At 72.6% G+C, this 15,985-nt stretch carries 13 protein-coding genes and 1 pseudogene; 9 read left to right on the plus strand and 5 right to left on the minus strand.

The annotated features are described in order from the left end of the window. Window positions 1-138: 138 nt before the first annotated feature. From AB0J02_RS28985 to AB0J02_RS29010, 6 genes and pseudogenes are all read left to right on the plus strand, one after another. Window positions 139-1,671, plus strand: coding sequence for an MFS transporter (locus AB0J02_RS28985; RefSeq protein ID WP_363196731.1), 1,533 nt, complete (start codon window positions 139-141; stop codon window positions 1,669-1,671). A gap of 122 nt (window positions 1,672-1,793) precedes the next feature. Then, window positions 1,794-2,321 (plus strand): GAF domain-containing protein, encoded by a 528-nt coding sequence (locus tag AB0J02_RS28990; RefSeq protein ID WP_363196732.1) that lies wholly within the window; start codon window positions 1,794-1,796, stop codon window positions 2,319-2,321. A gap of 90 nt (window positions 2,322-2,411) precedes the next feature. Then, window positions 2,412-2,901, plus strand: a pseudogene (locus AB0J02_RS28995) (LuxR C-terminal-related transcriptional regulator). A 4-nt stretch (window positions 2,902-2,905) separates the two neighbouring features. Further along, on the plus strand, window positions 2,906-3,382 hold the full coding sequence (locus AB0J02_RS29000; RefSeq protein WP_363196733.1) for an NUDIX domain-containing protein: 477 nt from the start codon (window positions 2,906-2,908) through the stop codon (window positions 3,380-3,382). Between the two features lie 95 nt (window positions 3,383-3,477). Next, window positions 3,478-4,872, plus strand: coding sequence for an NADP-dependent succinic semialdehyde dehydrogenase (locus AB0J02_RS29005; protein WP_363196734.1), 1,395 nt, complete (start codon window positions 3,478-3,480; stop codon window positions 4,870-4,872). A gap of 130 nt (window positions 4,873-5,002) precedes the next feature. Further along, window positions 5,003-7,489 carry a polysaccharide lyase 8 family protein gene (locus AB0J02_RS29010; protein ID WP_363196735.1) on the plus strand — a complete coding sequence of 829 codons (2,487 nt, stop codon included), beginning with the start codon at window positions 5,003-5,005 and terminating at the stop codon, window positions 7,487-7,489. Here AB0J02_RS29010 and AB0J02_RS29015 read toward each other — a convergent pair. From AB0J02_RS29015 to AB0J02_RS29025, 3 genes are all read right to left on the minus strand, one after another. Next, the gene (locus AB0J02_RS29015) at window positions 7,458-8,576 is read right to left on the minus strand and encodes a substrate-binding domain-containing protein (protein ID WP_363196736.1); all 1,119 of its coding nucleotides are present in this window, start codon (window positions 8,574-8,576) and stop codon (window positions 7,458-7,460) included. The genes AB0J02_RS29010 and AB0J02_RS29015 overlap by 32 nt on opposite strands. A gap of 84 nt (window positions 8,577-8,660) precedes the next feature. Next, entirely contained in the window at window positions 8,661-9,143 is a 483-nt protein-coding gene (locus tag AB0J02_RS29020) for a GNAT family N-acetyltransferase (protein ID WP_363196737.1), read from the minus strand. 286 nt (window positions 9,144-9,429) lie between these two features. Continuing rightward, entirely contained in the window at window positions 9,430-10,395 is a 966-nt protein-coding gene (locus AB0J02_RS29025) for an alpha/beta hydrolase (RefSeq protein WP_363196738.1), read from the minus strand. Window positions 10,396-10,487: 92 nt separating this feature from the next. On the opposite strand from AB0J02_RS29025, the gene AB0J02_RS29030 reads away from it, so the two are divergent. Next, on the plus strand, window positions 10,488-11,051 hold the full coding sequence (locus AB0J02_RS29030) for a TetR/AcrR family transcriptional regulator (RefSeq protein ID WP_363196739.1): 564 nt from the start codon (window positions 10,488-10,490) through the stop codon (window positions 11,049-11,051). Between the two features lie 126 nt (window positions 11,052-11,177). Continuing rightward, window positions 11,178-12,536, plus strand: a complete 1,359-nt coding sequence (locus AB0J02_RS29035) for an esterase-like activity of phytase family protein (RefSeq protein WP_363196740.1) — start codon at window positions 11,178-11,180, stop codon at window positions 12,534-12,536. 22 nt (window positions 12,537-12,558) lie between these two features. Here AB0J02_RS29035 and AB0J02_RS29040 read toward each other — a convergent pair whose 3' ends face one another. Together AB0J02_RS29040 and xylA are read right to left on the minus strand one after the other, a co-directional pair. Further along, on the minus strand, window positions 12,559-12,972 hold the full coding sequence (locus tag AB0J02_RS29040; protein WP_363196741.1) for a hypothetical protein: 414 nt from the start codon (window positions 12,970-12,972) through the stop codon (window positions 12,559-12,561). A gap of 97 nt (window positions 12,973-13,069) precedes the next feature. Next, the gene (gene xylA, locus AB0J02_RS29045; protein WP_363196742.1) at window positions 13,070-14,236 is read right to left on the minus strand and encodes a xylose isomerase; all 1,167 of its coding nucleotides are present in this window, start codon (window positions 14,234-14,236) and stop codon (window positions 13,070-13,072) included. Window positions 14,237-14,408: 172 nt separating this feature from the next. Between xylA and xylB the strand changes: the two genes are divergently transcribed. Further along, on the plus strand, window positions 14,409-15,854 hold the full coding sequence (gene xylB / locus AB0J02_RS29050; protein WP_363196743.1) for a xylulokinase: 1,446 nt from the start codon (window positions 14,409-14,411) through the stop codon (window positions 15,852-15,854). The last annotated feature ends 131 nt before the right edge of the window (window positions 15,855-15,985 follow it).

The following is a 15,985-nucleotide window of genomic DNA, read 5'->3' on the forward strand; positions in this document are numbered from 1 at the left end:
CGCGCGGGACCGGGGTGACGACGGCGACCGGGAAGGGGAACGGTGCCGTTCTCTCCCCGGTCGCCGTCCGCGATCCGGGCGCTTAGCGTGGTGGAGGAGCTTGATCAGGGGGGTGCACCTGGGCGTCTGGAGGGCACCATGGATCGCTCGTCCGACTCCGCCGCGGCATCATCCGAGCCCGGCATACGGACCACGCCACCCGACGGCGGCTCGGTCCCGTACACGGGCGGTGGCAAGCACGAGCACCGCTGGCTGATCCTCGCCGTCATCGGCATCGCTCAGCTGATGGTCGTCCTCGACGCGACGATCGTGAACATCGCGCTGCCCTCGGCACAGCAGGATCTCGGCTTCAGCGACGGCAACCGCCAGTGGATCGTCACCGCGTACGCGCTCGCGTTCGGCAGCCTCCTGCTGCTCGGCGGCCGGGTCGCCGACCTGCTGGGCCGCAGGACGGTCTTCATCGCCGGACTGATCGGCTTCGCGGCGGCCTCGGCACTGGGCGGCGCGGCGACGAGCTTCGGGATGCTGGTGTTCGCGCGCGCACTGCAAGGTGTGTTCGGCGCGCTGCTGGCGCCGGCCGCGCTGTCGCTGCTGACGACGACGTTCACGGACCCGCGCGAACGCGCGAAGGCGTTCGGCATCTACGGCGCCATCGCGGGCGCGGGCGGCGCGGTCGGCCTGCTGCTGGGCGGTGTGCTCACCGAGTACCTGGACTGGCGCTGGTGCCTGTACGTGAACCTGCTGTTCGCGGTGGTCGCGATCCTCGGCGGCATCCGGCTGCTGCACGGCGGCCGGCCCACGGACCGGCCGAAGCTGGACGTGCCCGGCACGGTGCTGGTCTCGGTCGGCCTGTTCTGCATCGTCTACGGATTCTCGAACGCCGAGTCGCACGACTGGGGCGCCGTACTGACGTGGGGGTTCCTCGTCATCGGCGCGCTGCTGCTGGTCGCGTTCGCCTGGTGGGAGACGCGGGCCGAACATCCGCTGCTGCCGCTGCGCGTGGTCCTGGACCGGGACCGCGGGGCGTCGTACCTCGCGATGTTCATCTCCGGCGCGGGCATGTTCGGGGTGTTCCTGTTCCTGACGTACTACCTGCAGCAGATCCTCGCGTACTCGCCGGTGATCACCGGTGTGGCGTTCCTGCCGATGGTGGCCTGCATGGTGTTCTCCTCGATCGTCACGACGAACTACCTGGTTCCCAAACTGGGGCCGAAACCGATCGTGCCGCTCGGCATGGCCCTCTCCGCCGTGGGCATGGGCTGGCTGACCGCGCTCGATCTGCACAGCACGTACGCGGCACACGTGCTGCCGCCGCTGCTCGTCGCCGGCCTGGGGCTCGGTCTGATCTTCGCCACGGCGATGAACCTGGCCACGGCGGGAGTCGCCACGCACGACGCGGGTGTCGCCTCCGCGATGGTCAACACCAGCCAGCAGGTGGGCGGTTCGATCGGTACGGCGCTGCTCAACTCGCTGGCGACCGGCGCCGCGACGAGCTACCTCGTCGGCAAGCGGCCCTCGGCGCTGGTGCAGGCGCAGGCCTCGATGGAGAGCTACTCGACCGCGTTCTGGTGGTCGGCGCTGTTCTTCGTGGTCGGATTCGTGGTGACGCTGGTGCTGTACCGGCCGGGTGTGCCGAAGTCGGCCGCGGCCGACGACGCCGTACACATGTGACCCGGTTCGGACCACCCATCCAGGGGGCATACCCCTTCTGCAAAGTCCGCCCGCCCGGCCGCTGCCGGGCGGGCGACGGCGCCTGTGCGGGGCGGACGGGTCAGGGGCGAGGGGGATCAGCCATGCGCGGGGGGCCGTACGAGGCGTATCAGGTGGACAGCGAGCGGCTCGCGACGGCGTTCGTCGAAGTGGCGGACGCCGCCGCGCGCGGCGGCACGCAGGCCCTGGCAGCCCTGGTCGAAAGCTGTATTTCGCTGCTCGGTGTGCCCTCGGCGTCGGCCGTGCTCAAGCCGCCGACGGGGCGGGTCGAGATGGCCGCGTCGGACAATCGGGGACTGCGCCTGGAACGGGCCTCGCTGTCCTGGGGCGAGGGCCCCGGAGCGGACTGCCGGGCCTCGGCGCAGCCCATTCGCGGCGTGCCACTGGCACATCCCTACGCGCGGGCCAACTGGCCGTCGTACACGGCGATGGCGCGCTCACTGGGCTTCGCCTGCGTGGTGGCGGTGCCGCTGCGCACGACGGACCACGCGGTCGGCTCGCTCAGCCTGCTGTCCGAGCGGGCCGGCCCGCCGGGAGCGCTGCAACTGCGCCTGGGCCAGCATCTGGCGGACGCCACGGCCCTCGGCATCCTGCCCCGCGCCCGCTTCTGAGGGCGGGGCGACGCTGAACGGCCGACCGTCCGCACGATCCTGCCGGCTCCCCTGACACGGCGGGCGTGGGCGGAGACGGCCTACACCCAGATGCTCCCCCTGCGCGGCCACGAGGTCCGCGCGGCAGTGACCACGCACCGGCCCGATGTGACGGTCGTGGACATCCGGATGCCTCCGACGCACACCGGCGACGGACTGCGCGCCGCGATCGACATCCGGCGGGAGTAGGCACCCGGCTGCCGGCCGAGGGCGCGGCGGGCGTCGGGTATGTGCTGAAGGCGCGGGTCTCGAACGTCGCCGGGCTCACCGCCGCGCTCGCCCGGGTCGCTGCGGGCGGCACGGCCCTGGACCCGGAGGTGGTGACGCAGCTCGCCGGGGCGGGCCGGCGCGCCGGGAGCGGGACGTGCTGACCCTGATGGCGGAAGGCCGCTCGAACACGGCGATCGCCCCGTCCCCGCACGTCTCCGCGGGCACTGTCGAGAAGCACGTGGCGGCGATCTTCGGGAAGCCCGGGCCGCACGCGTCGCAGGACCGGAACCGCCGGGTGCTCGCGGCCATCCGGTATCTGCGCCGAGACTGACGCCATGGCTGAAGCGACGAAGCGAACGAAACGCAGTGCGGGTCTGCTCCTCTTCCGCCGCACCCCTGCCGGGCCGGAGGTGCTGCTCGGTCACATGGGCGGCCCGTTCTGGGCGCGCAAGGACGCGGGGGCGTGGAGCGTCCCGAAGGGTGAGTACGCGGCCGACGAGACGCCCTGGGACGCGGCGCGGCGCGAGTTCCGCGAGGAGCTGGGCCTGCCCGCGCCGGACGGGACGCCGCTGCCGCTCGGCGAGACCGTGCAGTCCGGCGGCAAACACGTCACGGTGTGGGCGGTGGAGGCCGATCTCGATCCGGCGGACATGGTGCCGGGCACCTTCACGATGGAGTGGCCGCGCGGTTCTGGCCGCTTCGCCGAGTTCCCCGAGCTGGACCGGGTGGCGTGGTTCGGCCTGGACGCGGCGCGGGCGGCCGTGGTCAGGGCGCAGACGGTGTTCCTGGACCGGCTCGCCGGGCAGGTCTGACAGCGGCCTGTCCGGGTACGCGGAGGGACCCCCGCGTTGCGCGGCCCCGCGCCGCGCGGGAAGGTCGAAGGATCCGCGCACAGGAGGTCGCCCCCATGCCCATCGCGACGGTCAACCCCGCGAACGGCGAGACACTGAAGACGTACGACGCCCTCTCCCCCGAGGACATCGAACAGAAGCTGGCCCTGGCGGCCCGGACGTTCGACACGTACCGCACGACGTCGTTCTTCGACCGGGCGAGGCTGCTCCAGCAGGCCGCCGATCTGCTGGACGCGGACACGCCGGACATCGCGCGCGTCATGACGATCGAGATGGGCAAGCCCCTCGCGGCGGCCCGCGCCGAGGCGGCGAAGTGCGCGAAGGCGATGCGCTGGTACGCGGAGAACGCGCAGCATCTGCTGGCCGACGAGCACCCCGCCGAGGCGGACGTGCGGGACTCCGGGGCGGCCCGCGCGCACGTGCGCTACCGGCCGCTCGGCGTGGTCCTCGCGGTGATGCCGTGGAACTTCCCGCTGTGGCAGGTCGTGCGCTTCGCAGCGCCCGCCCTGATGGCCGGGAACGTGGGTCTGCTCAAGCACGCGTCGAACGTCCCGCAGACCGCCCTCTACCTGGAGGACCTGTTCCGCAGGGCCGGGTTCCCCGAGGGCTGCTTCCAGACGCTCCTGGTCGGTTCCGGCGAGATCGAGGGCATCCTGCGCGACGAGCGGGTGGCGGCGGCGACCCTCACCGGCAGCGAGCCCGCCGGCCGGTCCGTCGCCTCGATCGCCGGTGACGAGGTGAAGAAGACGGTGCTGGAGCTGGGCGGCAGCGACCCGTACGTGGTCATGCCGTCGGCGGACGTCGCCAAGGCCGCGAAGACGGCGGTGACGGCCCGTACACAGAACAACGGCCAGTCGTGCATCGCGGCGAAGCGGTTCATCGTGCACGAGGACGTCTTCACCGAGTTCCGGGACGCTTTTGTGGAGGGCATGCGGGCGCTGCGCGTGGGCGATCCGCTCGACGAGTCGACGGACATCGGTCCGCTCGCCAGCGAGCAGGGCCGCAAGGACCTGGAGGAGCTGGTCGACGAGGCCGTCGAGTCCGGGGCGACCGTGCTGTGCGGCGGGCAGCGGCCGAAGGACTTCGCGGACCGCGGCTGGTTCTACGAGCCGACGGTGCTGGCCGACATCAGGCCCGAGATGCGGATCCACCGCGAGGAGACGTTCGGGCCGGTCGCGACGGTGTACCGGGTCGCGGACCTGGACGAGGCGATCAAGGTCGCGAACGACACGCCGTTCGGGCTGAGTTCCAATCTGTGGACCGCCGACGAGGCGGAGATCGAGCGGTTCGCCCGGGACAGCGGCGCGGGCGGCGTCTTCGTGAACGGCATGACGGCCTCGCACCCGGCGCTCCCCTTCGGCGGCGCCAAGCGGTCCGGGTACGGGCGCGAGCTCGCGGGCCACGGGATCAAGGAGTTCTGCAACATCACCACCGTGTGGGTCGCGGCCTGAGCCCACCGGCGCAGCCCCTACCGAAGAACGATCAAAACGCTCAACTTGGGCGATCCTCTTGAGCGTTTCGAACTCCGGGTGCTAGAAACCGCTTACTCCCAGCGGTTCCTCCAGCATCCCGGAGCTCTTCATGACGTCGCAGTCGCCCCCGTCCCGCCTCTCGTCGGTGCCGTCCTGGTCCCGGCGCGGTTTCCTCGCCTCGACCGCGGTTGCCGGTGCCGCGCTCGCCGTCGGACTCCCGCAGCAGGCCGTGGCCGCCGTCGGGGACGGCGCGGCCGCGGCCGACGACGAGTTCGCCGCGCTGCGGGCGAAGTGGCGGGCGCTCTACCTCGGCGAGGGCTTCAGTCCGACCGCCGAGCCCTTCAAGTCGAAGCTCGCCACGCTCGGGACACAGGCCAAGGCCTGGCGTGACGCGATGGCTCCGGCCGAGGGCTCGCTCTGGCCCGACGCCGTGTTCGGCGACCCGGACCCCGACACGGACACCGAGTCGTACGGCTACTCGGAGAAGATCCAGACCAGTTACGACCGGGTGCGGCTGATGGCGGAGGCGTTCTGCCAGCCCGGCACCGGCCTCACCGGTGACGCCTCCCTCAAGACGGCCGTCCTCACCGCGGTCGACCACCTGAGCACGCAGGTCTACAACAAGTCGCTTACCCAGTACGGCAATTGGTACAACTTCCAGATCGGCGCCCCGCAGCGGCTGCTCGACATCGCGATCCTCATGTACGAGCACCTGAGCGCCGAGCAGCTGACGGCGGCGACCGAGGCGGTCGACCACTTCGTCCCGGACTCGCTGGTGGCCGAGTACACGGGCACCAGCACCGGCGCCAACCGCATCGACCTGTGCCGCGTGCTCGCCCTGCGCGGCATCCTCGACGGCACGGCGGCGAAGGTCGCGCTGGCCCGGGACGCCATAGCGCCGGTCTTCCCGTACGTCACCTCGGGCGACGGGCTGTACGCGGACGGCTCGCTGATCCAGCACACGTACGTGCCGTACACCGGCTCGTACGGCGCGGTCCTCATCGACGGGCTGAGCAAGCTGTTCGCCCTGCTCGGCGACTCCACGTGGGCGATCACCGACAGCGGCCGGCAGATCTTCCTGGACTCGGTGGAGGACGCGTACGCGCCGTTCCTGCACGACGGATTGATGATCGACAACGTGTCCGGGCGGGCGATCAGCCGGGGTCTGGTCGCCGGCGATCCGCTGAAGATCCAGCAGGACGACCACGCGCGCGGGCACGGGGTGATCGCCTCGGTCCTGCTGCTCGGGCAGGGCGCGAGCGCCGAGGAGAACGCGCGGTGGCGGGCGCTCGCCAAGGGCTGGTTCACCCGCGACCGCTACAGCGACGTGACGACGGGCCGCACCCTCGGGGTCGCCGCGCTCTCCCGGGTCACGGCCGTGCTCGACGACTCCGCCGTGAAGGCCGCGGCCGAACCGACCGGTCACCATGTGTTCCCGTCGATGGCACGGGCCACGCACCGCAGCAAGCGGTTCACGGCGTCGGTGTCGATGTCGTCGAAGGCGATCACGTTCTACGAGAACGGCAACGGCGAGAACGTCCGCGGCTGGCACACCGGTTCGGGCATGCTCGCCTGGTGGGCCGAGGGCGACAGCGTCGGCGGCGGCCAGTACAGCGACGGCTACTGGCCGACCGTGGACCCGTACCGGCTGCCCGGTACGACGGTCTCGCGCAAGGCGCTCGCGGACGCCGAGGGCGGCACGTGGGGTGCGGCGCGGCCCGCGACGACGTGGGTGGGCGGCGCGACGGACGGCACCTACGGGGCGCTCGCCCAGGACGTGCGGGGCCTGTCGTCGACGCTGCGGGCGAAGAAGTCGTGGTTCTTCCTGGACGACGCGGTGGTGTGCCTGGGGGCGGGCATCACGAGCACCGACGGCGCCGGGGTGGAGAGCGTCTTCGACAGCCGCAACCTCGGAGCGTCGGGCACGGCCCGCCTGACGGTCGACGGCCGTCCGCAGCCGACGCGCGCTCCCTGGAACTCCGCGTTCCAGCAGGCGCGTTGGGCTCATGTGGCCGGACACGGCGGCTACGTCTTCCCCGGCGGTACGTCCCTGAAGGCGCTGCGCGAGGAGCGTACCGGCACCTGGCAGAGCATCAACGGCGGCGGCTCGACCGACCCCGTGACGCGTCGGTACGTGACCCTGCTCGCCGACCACGGCACCGACCCCACGGACGCGGCGTACTCCTACATGCTGCTGCCCGGCGCGAGTGAACTGCGCACGGCCGCGAGGGCGTTGGACCGGGGATGGCTGGACATCGAAGCCAACTCCAGTGCACAGCAGGGCGTTCGGGTGCCGTCGCTCGGGTTCACCGGAGTGACGTTCTGGGAGCCCGGTACGGTCGGCCGGGTGAGCGTGGACGCCCCGCTGATCGTACAGATCCGGGAGAAGCGGGACGGCACGGCGACCGTGTCGGTCAGCGATCCGAACCGTGCGGTGAAGGGGGCCACGCTGATCTGGCGGCGCCCGGTCGGATCGGTGACGTCGAAGCCCGGTTCGGTGACCGGGGCCGAGCCGGGCCGCGAGCTGAAGCTGACGTTCGGCGACCTGAGCGCGACCGGTGGCGTCACGCAGAAGGTGACGGTCCGGCTCCGCTGACGGGCGCGCCGCACGAGGCGCGCACATGCAACTCCGGGAGTATGTCCAGGTGTTGCCCCGGCTCGCGGGTGCCCGACGGCTCCGCGAGCCGGGACAGCAGCAATTCGGCGGCGCGCCGGCCCACCGTCCGCTTGGCCGGGGCGACCGCCGTCAGCGGCAGATCGGCGAGTGCCGCGACCTCGTCGTCGTACGTGATCACGGACAGGTCCTCGGGCACGCGCACGCCGTGAGCGCGCAGCCGGGGCACCAGGACGATCGCGTCGGCGTCACTGTGCAGGATCGCGGCGCTCACCCCGTGTTTCTCCACCGCCTCGCGCAAGAAGGCGAAGGTCCGCTCGAACCGCTCGGCCTCCGTGTCGGAGGCCTGGCGCACCGGAGCGGGCTCGGGAACGGAAGTGAGGCCGAGCGCCTCCACGGCGGCCTCGTAGCCCCGCCGCAACTGGGCGCTGGTGGGCGACTCCTGGGCCGCCAGGGTGAGGGTGCGGTGGCCGAGCGAGGCCAGATGGCGGACCGCCTCGGCGGCGCCGTGGGCATGGTCGGAGCGGACCCGGTCGAGGGCGGCGGCGGGGTGGCCGTGCGGTGCCGAGCGCTCGACGAGGACCACCGGCACGGGCCGCTCGGTGATCCGCAGGCCCTCCCCCGCCCCCGGCACTCCGCGGTCCCAACTGGGCGTCAGGAGCAGCCCGTCGGCACCCGCCGCGAGCAGCCGGTCGACCTGGACGGAGTCCTCGCCCGGCAGGTACCGCGACAGCGCGACGACGAGCCGGGCGCCGCGCTCCTCCACGGCCTCGCGGGCGCCGCGCACCACTTCGGCGTAGTAGTACTCGGTGGTCGGCACCACCATGCCGACGACCGCGCCCTCGATCAACCGCGCTGTGGTGCGCGGGAGTTCGGCCGTGTCGCCCGGCCACACCACGGCGCCGTGCAGGCGCTGGAGCCGGCCCTGCGCGGCGAGGGTCTCGACGTCGCGGCGCAGGGTGACCGGGGAGACGCCCAGCTCGTCGGCGAGATCGGCGACGCGCAGCGTGCCGCGCTCCCGCAGCAGTTCCAGGACGCGCGCGTGGCGCCGGTCGACGTGCAGCCGCATGAGTCCGGCCCCTCCCCGTTGGTTCCCTGCCCCGGTCCACCTGCCTTGAGGCGTCGGCCACATCATCGTATCGATCGAATGCGCTCAGAACGATCCTTCGGGCAGGCCGGAGTTCGGCTTGCGGATCATGAACACATCCACCGGATCCTGCGACTCCAGGGTGAAACCGTGCCGCTCGTACAGCCGCCGCGCGGGGCTGCCCGTGAGCACGTTGAGGCGGACGGCCCGGGCCTCGGCGTCGGCCCGGTCCAGGAGGGCGCGCAGCACCGCCGATCCGAGGCCGCGGCCCTGGAGCGCGGGCGCGAGGTAGAAGTGCTCCAGCAGCAGTTCGTCCCCGTCGGGCCGCAGCGTCACGCAGCCGGCGAACGCCCCGTCCGCCTCGACGACGGAGGTGAGCCCCGGGGCGAAGGAGTCCCGGAACCGCTGCCGCACCCGATGCGGGTCGTACCGTCCGAGCCGTTCGAGATCCGGGCGCATCACCACCGCGCGCAGTTCGACGATGGCCTCGATGTCAGCGGGCCGGGCCGTCCGCAGCGACCAGGCAGGTTGGCTCGTACTGGTGTTCACGGCCGCAGTATCTCAGTGCGGCGCAGGCCGCCCACCTGCAGCCGGACGACGCCCCGGACGGAGTGACGCCGCCGCCCGCGCGGACGCTGGACGCGGCCGAGCCGGGCCCGCAGGTTCAGCTGAGCGAGGGCCGGCCCGGGGGACGATCCGATGGCCGCCGCAGATCGGCGAGCAGACCGTCGAGGGCCTTGCCCAGCGCTTCGACGGTCAGCCCGAGGCCCGTGTACATCGCTCCGAGGACCCCGCGCCTCTCACGTACCGCCTCCTTCGTCTTCCGTCTTCGCCATCAGCGGTCCCGCAGGGATGTGCGGAGGAAGTCGAGGATCTCCGCGCGTGCGGCTTCGGCCTGTGGCGCGAGGCCCGGCGTGCTGATGAACGCGTGTCCCGCGCCGGGGTATTCGGTGAGCTGCGTCGGCGTCCCGGCCGCTCGCAGTCGTTCGGCGTAGCGGCGGCCGTGGTCGGCCACCGCGTCGTGGGTCGGCACGACCACGAGCGCCGGGGCCAGCCCGCTCAGGTCGTCGGCGTACAGCGGAGAGAGCGGGCGGGGGTCGGCTCCCGGCGGCACGGCGAGCCGCTGGAACAGTTGCAACTGCGGTACGGCGAGGGTCGGGCTGTGGCCGTACTCGGCGACCGACTCGTGGTCGAGCATCGTCGCGGTCACGTCGACGGCGGGGTTGACCAGCACCTGTGCCCGCAGGCGCAGGCCGGTCTCCCGCGCCCGGATCGCCGCCATGGCGCTGATCAGCGCGCCGCAGCTCTCGCCGAACACGACTGTCCGCGCCGGGTCGATGCCCCATTCTCCGGCCTGCCCCACCACGTGCCGGAGCACGTCCCAGCCATCGTCGATCGCGTCCGACAGGGGGCTGTCAGGAGCGAGGAGGCGGTGCTCTACCGAGACGACGACGGCGGGCAGCCGAGCGGCGACGTGGCTGGTCACCCAGTCGCACTGCGCCGCCGTCCCGACGAACCCGCCTCCGTGCACGTGCAGTACGAGCGGTAGGCCGGTCCGGGCGGCATCGCCGGCCACGGGCCCCGGCTTCGGCCGGTACACCCGCACCGGGAGCGTGCGGCCGGGCAGGTCGACCTCCTGCCACTGGATCGTGGCATCGGCGTCCGGTTTCCCGAGGACCGCGCGCGCCGCGTCGGACGCCCTGAAGCGGTTCTCCGCATCGCGGTAGGCGATCAGTTCCTCGGCCGTGATCGCCGACCAGTCCGGCTGCGGCGGCCTCTGCACGGCAGTGATCTCACTCATGTCATCTCCCTGCAACGGTGGTTGCCTGTTCCGATAATTTCGCGACCTGAGGTATCGAAACCTAAGGTAGCGTAAAGGAGTATCGTTCGGACATGCCTTCGCCCACATCCGCCAGACCGCCCGGACGGCCGCGCACCGGAGTCAACGACGTGGTCTTCGCCGCGACGTTGGGCACGATCCAGGAGCTCGGCTACGCGCGCGCCACCGTCGAACGCATCGCCGCCGCGGCCGGCGTCGCGAAGTCGACGGTCTACCGGCGCTGGCCGTCCAAGGGCGAGCTGATCGTGGACTGCCTGCTGGACGCGTTCGGCCCGGCGCCGCTGAAGGGTGCCCGTCCGGCCGAGCTGATGTCCTCGACCATCCACTGGATCGCGGAGAAGATCGCCGAGCCCGGGGTGGGGGACGCGTTCGCCGGCGTGTTCAGTGACGCCGTCAGCGATCCGGCGCTGCGCGAGATCCTGTCCTCCCGGCTCCAGGATCCGTACCGGCTCGCGCTCCAGGACGCGCTCGGCGAGCCGGAGCACCGGGTTCTGTTCTTCATCGATGTCGTGGTCGGGGTCCTGCTCCACCGGATGGGCATGACCGGCGAGCCGATGGCCGACTCCGACGTCGACGCGCTGGTCGAGATGGTTCTGCCGCACTTCGCCGCAGGGTGACGACCGGCGGGCGGAGCCGGGAGGCGCCGTCCGCGTGTTCCCCCTCATTCACCCTGCCGTCACCGGGAGTTCGACGCCGGGGCCGACTGTGTGCGCAGTTCACCTTTCCGCACCTCAGGAGGCCTCATGTCCCCGCACGTCCCCGGCAAGCGCCGCGTCCGCCGTTCCGTCGCCGCGGGGGTCCCGCTCGCCGCGCTGGTCGCGATCGCCGTGGCCGGGACCGCGACGGGCGCCCCGACCGGGCACGCCGGGTCCGGCACGGCCGAGGTGACCGGCAGCGCGACGCTCGGCGGCATACCGCTCGCCGCGTTCAGCAACGGACTGGTGCCGGGCTCGGTGGACGACGACCGGGGTGTCGATCTCGGCGGCATCGGGTCCGACATCTATCCGGCGGGCCGCAAGGGCGAGTTCTGGACGGTGACCGACCGCGGCCCGAACGGCCAGATCAAGGTCGACGGCACCAAGCGCCGGACGTTCCCGGTGCCCGGCTTCGACCCGGCGATCGTGAAGATCCGCGTCACCGGCGACCGCGTGAAGGTCCTGCGGTCGATTCCGCTGACCACGTCGTCCGGCAGGCCCGTCACCGGCCTGTCGAACCAGGAGGGCCGGGACGAGAAGCCGTACACGTACGACGCGGGGACCCCGCTCTCGTACAACCCGAACGGTCTGGACACCGAGGGCATCGTGCGGGCGGCGGACGGGACGTTCTGGCTCGTCGACGAGTACGGGCCGTCGCTGGTGCATGTCTCGGCGCGCGGGAAGGTGCTCGCGCGGCACGTGCCGAAGGGGCTGAACCTGAAGGGCGCCGGCTATCCCGTCGTCGAATCGCTGCCGGCGGTCCTGCTGCACCGCAAGGTCAACCGCGGGTTCGAAGGGCTGGCCCAACTCCCGGGCGGTGACCTGGTGTTGGCTGTGCAGAGTCCGCTGTCGCTGCCCGACGGGGAGGCCGGTGACGCCTCGCGCACCACGCGGCTCCTGCGGTTCTCGCCGAAGAAGAAGGCGGTCACCGCCGAGTACGCGTACCGCTTCGACGCGGTCGGCGTCGTCGACCCGGGCGAGGACGACACCTCCGAGCTGAAGATCTCGTCCGTGGTCGCGCTCGGCGACGACCGGCTGCTGGTCGAGGAACGGACGGACAAGGCGGCCCGCCTCCAGGAGGTCCGGCTCACGCGCCGCGCGAACATCCTGGGCGAGGCGTGGGACGACGCCGGTACGTCGCCGTCGCTTGAGCAGCTCGACGACCCGGCGGCCGCGGGCGTGCCGGTGCTCGGCAAGCGGCTCGTGGTGGACCTGAACACGGTCGACGGGGTGCAGGACAAGATCGAGGGCGTGGCGCTCGCCGGGCGCGGCACCCTCGCACTGATCAACGACAACGACTTCGGGATGACGGACGGCGCGGGTGCGTTCGACGCGAGCGGGCGGCTCGTGGACAGCGGCATCGAGACGAAGGTGACGTACGTGAGGCTGCCGAAGAGCGCTCTCTGACGGGGGCGCCGGGCACCCCGCATCAGGGCAGCAGGCTCTCCACCTCGCTGGGCAGAAGGCCGCTCGGAAGCTCACTGGGAAGCTCGCTGGGCAAGTCGGTCGGGAAGGTCGACGGCAGCCGGGTCGGGAGCCCACTGGGCAGTTCGCTCGGGATACTGAACGACGGTGAGGGCGTGCCCGATCGGCCGCTCCTGTCGGGCGAGGGCTTGTCGTCGCCGCCCGAGGAGCGCGTCGACACGAGCACGACGGCGCCGACGATCACCACGACGGCGACCAGTACGGCGATCAGGAGGAAGGGGCGCCGCCCGGGGCGCCGCGGTCCGCCGGGCGCGGGCGCACCGAACGGCCCGCCGGACGGCGGGCCGAATCCGCCGCCGGTGGGTGGCTGATCGCTGGGCGGCGGGGGCGGATGTGGCGGAGGCGGGGGCGCGGACATGCCCCCAGAGTCCCCGCACTGGGGGCCGATGCGCGACCCCCCGGGGGAAGTTGCCGTCCGCCGCTCCCCCCGTGGCGTCCGCCGCGTACCGGTGGCGTCAGCCGCGCGCGCCCAGCAGGTGGTCCATCGCCAGCTGGTCGAGGCGCTCGAAGGCCATGCCGCGCTCGGCGGCGGCCTCGACGTCGAACTCCTCGAACGCGCCCTTGTCCGCGAGGAGTCCGGCGACCCCGTCGGCCGCGGTCGGCTGCGCCAGCTCGTCCAAGCGGGACGCGCGGAGCGCCTCCTGTACCTCGGGGTCGGCGCGGAAGGCGGCCGCACGGTCCTTGAGGATCAGGTAGTTGCGCATGCAGCCCGCCGCCGACGCCCACACACCGTCGAAGTCCTCGGTCCGCGGCGGCTTGAAGTCGAAGTGCCGCGGGCCCTCGTACCCGGCGGTCTCCAGCAGGTCCACGAGCCAGAACGCGGCGCGCAGGTCGCCGGCGCCGAAGCGCAGGTCCTGGTCGTACTTGATGCCGGACTGGCCGTTGAGGTCGATGTGGAAGAGCTTGCCCGCCCACAGGGCCTGGGCGATGCCGTGCGGGACGTTCAGACCGGCCATCTGCTCGTGGCCGACCTCGGGGTTGACGCCGTACATCTCCGGGCGCTCCAGGCGCTCGATGAACGCGAGGGCGTGGCCGACGGTGGGCAGGAAGATGTCGCCGCGCGGCTCGTTCGGCTTGGGCTCGATGGCGAACTTGAGGTCGTAACCCTGCTCGACCACGTAGTCACCGAGGAGGTCGAAGGCCTCCTTCATGCGGTCGAGGGCGTCCCGGACGTCCTTGGCGCCGCCGGACTCGGAGCCTTCGCGGCCGCCCCACGCGACGTACGTCTTCGCGCCGAGCTCGGCGGCGAGGTCGATGTTGCGGATCGTCTTGCGCAGCGCGTAGCGGCGTACGTCGCGGTCGTTGGCGGTGAAGCCGCCGTCCTTGAAGACCGGGTGCGTGAAGAGGTTCGTGGTGGCCATCGGAACGACCAGGCCCGCGGTGTCGAGGGCCTGCCGGAAGCGCTTGATGTGGGACTCGCGCTCGGTGTCGGAGGCACCGAAGGGGATCAGGTCGTCGTCGTGGAAGGTGACGCCGTACGCGCCGAGCTCTGCCAGACGCTGTACGGACTCGACCGGGTCGAGCGCGGGCCGGGTGGCGTCGCCGAACGGGTCGCGCCCCTGCCAGCCGACGGTCCACAGGCCGAAGCTGAACTTGTCGTCGGGGGTGGGCTGGTACGTCATCTTGCGGCTCCCTCGCCGGTGGCCGGCGGCATGGCGATGTCCTGCCGCCCGCCTATTTCGTCATGGCGCTTTACAAATTAGTATGCGAGCACGCCGCTGGGAAGAGCCGACCGCCATCGGACCTTCCCGGTCACGTCTCGCTCACGGGAACGCCGGAAATCAGGAGAGCCGCATGTCAGCTGCCGATGGACCCCTCGGCCCATACGTCGTAGGGGTGGACAGTTCCACGCAGTCCACGAAAGCCCTGGTCGTCGATGTCGCCACCGGCGCGGTCGTGGCCAGTGGGCAGGCGTCGCACACGGTGACCTCGGGCGCGGGCCGCGAGAGCGACCCGCAGGAGTGGTACACCGCGCTGGGCTCGGCGCTCGCCCAGTGCGGCGACGCGGCGCGCCGCGCCTCGGCCGTGTCCGTCGGCGGGCAGCAGCACGGGCTGGTCACGCTCGACGCGCAGGGGAAGCCGGTGCGTCCGGCGCTGCTGTGGAACGACGTGCGCTCCGCGCCGCAGGCCCGGCGCCTGGTCGACGAGCTGGGCGGGGCGAAGGTGTGGGCGGACCGGTTCGGCAGCGTGCCCGGCGCCTCCTTCACCGTGTCGAAGTGGGCGTGGCTGGCCGAGCACGAGCCCGAGGCGGCCCGCGCCACAGCGGCGGTGCGCCTCCCCCACGACTACCTGACCGGGCGGCTGACCGGCACGGGCACGACCGACCGGGGCGATGCGTCCGGTACCGGATGGTGGGCGTCGGCGACCGAGGCGTACGACGAGGACGTCCTCGGGCGGGTCGGCCTCGACCCCGCGCTGCTGCCGAGGGTGGTCGGACCGGGTGAGGTCGCGGGCACCGTCCGCGACACCGAGGGCGAACTCCCCTTCGCCAAGGGCACTTTGGTCGCCGCGGGCACCGGGGACAACGCCGCCGCCGCGCTCGGCCTCGGCCTGCTGCCGGGCACGCCCGTGCTGAGCCTGGGCACCTCCGGCACGGTGTACGCGGTGTCACGGCACCGCCCCACCGACGCAAGCGGCATCGTCGCCGGATTCGCGGACGCCCACGGCGACTGGCTGCCGCTGGCCTGCACCCTGAACTGCACCCTCGCCGTGGACCGGATCGCCGCACTCCTCGGCCTGGACCGGGAGGCCGTCGAAGCGGGCGGCGCGGCGACGGTCCTGCCCTACCTGGACGGCGAGCGGACACCCGATCTGCCGCACGCCTCCGGCCTGTTGACCGGCCTGCGGCACGACACGACCGGCGGGCAGCTGCTGCAGGCGGCGTACGACGGAGCCGTGCACGCGCTGCTCGGCGCCCTCGACCGCGTCCTGGACGACGAGGCCGACCGGTCCGCTCCGCTGCTGCTGATCGGCGGCGGCGCGCGCGGCACTGCCTGGCAGCAGACGGTGCGCCGCCTGTCGGGACGGGCCGTCCAGGTCCCCGAGGCCCGCGAACTCGTGGCGCTCGGCGCCGCCGCGCAGGCCGCGGGCCTGCTGACCGGCGAGGCCCCGGCGGCCGTCGCGCGGCGCTGGGACACCGCGCGCGGCCCGGTCCTCGACCCGGTGGAGCGGGACGACGCGGCGCTGGAGCGGATCTCGGAGGTCCTTGCGGGCGCGGCGCCGCTGTTGGAGCGACCGTGACCCTGGCGAGCGCGGCAGCGGACGCGGCCCCAGGCGGGCGCGGCGGCGCTGCTGGAGCGACCGTGACCCGGGCGAGCGCGGCAGCGGACGCGGCCCCAGGCGGGCGCGGCGGCGCTGCTGGAGCGAACGTA

This window comes from Streptomyces sp. NPDC050264, from assembly GCF_040655895.1.
GTDB lineage: Bacteria > Actinomycetota > Actinomycetes > Streptomycetales > Streptomycetaceae > Streptomyces.

What these genes read in the sequence shown, in the direction of transcription:
- AB0J02_RS28985 (WP_363196731.1), top strand. Translation starts at nt 139, where the DNA reads ATGGATCGCTCGTCCGACTCCGCCGCGGCATCATCCGAGCCCGGCATA.
- AB0J02_RS28990 (WP_363196732.1), top strand. Translation starts at nt 1,794, where the DNA reads ATGCGCGGGGGGCCGTACGAGGCGTATCAGGTGGACAGCGAGCGGCTC.
- AB0J02_RS29000 (WP_363196733.1), top strand. Translation starts at nt 2,906, where the DNA reads ATGGCTGAAGCGACGAAGCGAACGAAACGCAGTGCGGGTCTGCTCCTC.
- AB0J02_RS29005 (WP_363196734.1), top strand. Translation starts at nt 3,478, where the DNA reads ATGCCCATCGCGACGGTCAACCCCGCGAACGGCGAGACACTGAAGACG.
- AB0J02_RS29010 (WP_363196735.1), top strand. Translation starts at nt 5,003, where the DNA reads ATGACGTCGCAGTCGCCCCCGTCCCGCCTCTCGTCGGTGCCGTCCTGG.
- AB0J02_RS29015 (WP_363196736.1), bottom strand. Translation starts at nt 8,576, where the DNA reads ATGCGGCTGCACGTCGACCGGCGCCACGCGCGCGTCCTGGAACTGCTG.
- AB0J02_RS29025 (WP_363196738.1), bottom strand. Translation starts at nt 10,395, where the DNA reads ATGAGTGAGATCACTGCCGTGCAGAGGCCGCCGCAGCCGGACTGGTCG.
- AB0J02_RS29030 (WP_363196739.1), top strand. Translation starts at nt 10,488, where the DNA reads ATGCCTTCGCCCACATCCGCCAGACCGCCCGGACGGCCGCGCACCGGA.
- AB0J02_RS29035 (WP_363196740.1), top strand. Translation starts at nt 11,178, where the DNA reads ATGTCCCCGCACGTCCCCGGCAAGCGCCGCGTCCGCCGTTCCGTCGCC.
- AB0J02_RS29040 (WP_363196741.1), bottom strand. Translation starts at nt 12,972, where the DNA reads ATGTCCGCGCCCCCGCCTCCGCCACATCCGCCCCCGCCGCCCAGCGAT.
- xylA (WP_363196742.1), bottom strand. Translation starts at nt 14,236, where the DNA reads ATGACGTACCAGCCCACCCCCGACGACAAGTTCAGCTTCGGCCTGTGG.
- xylB (WP_363196743.1), top strand. Translation starts at nt 14,409, where the DNA reads ATGTCAGCTGCCGATGGACCCCTCGGCCCATACGTCGTAGGGGTGGAC.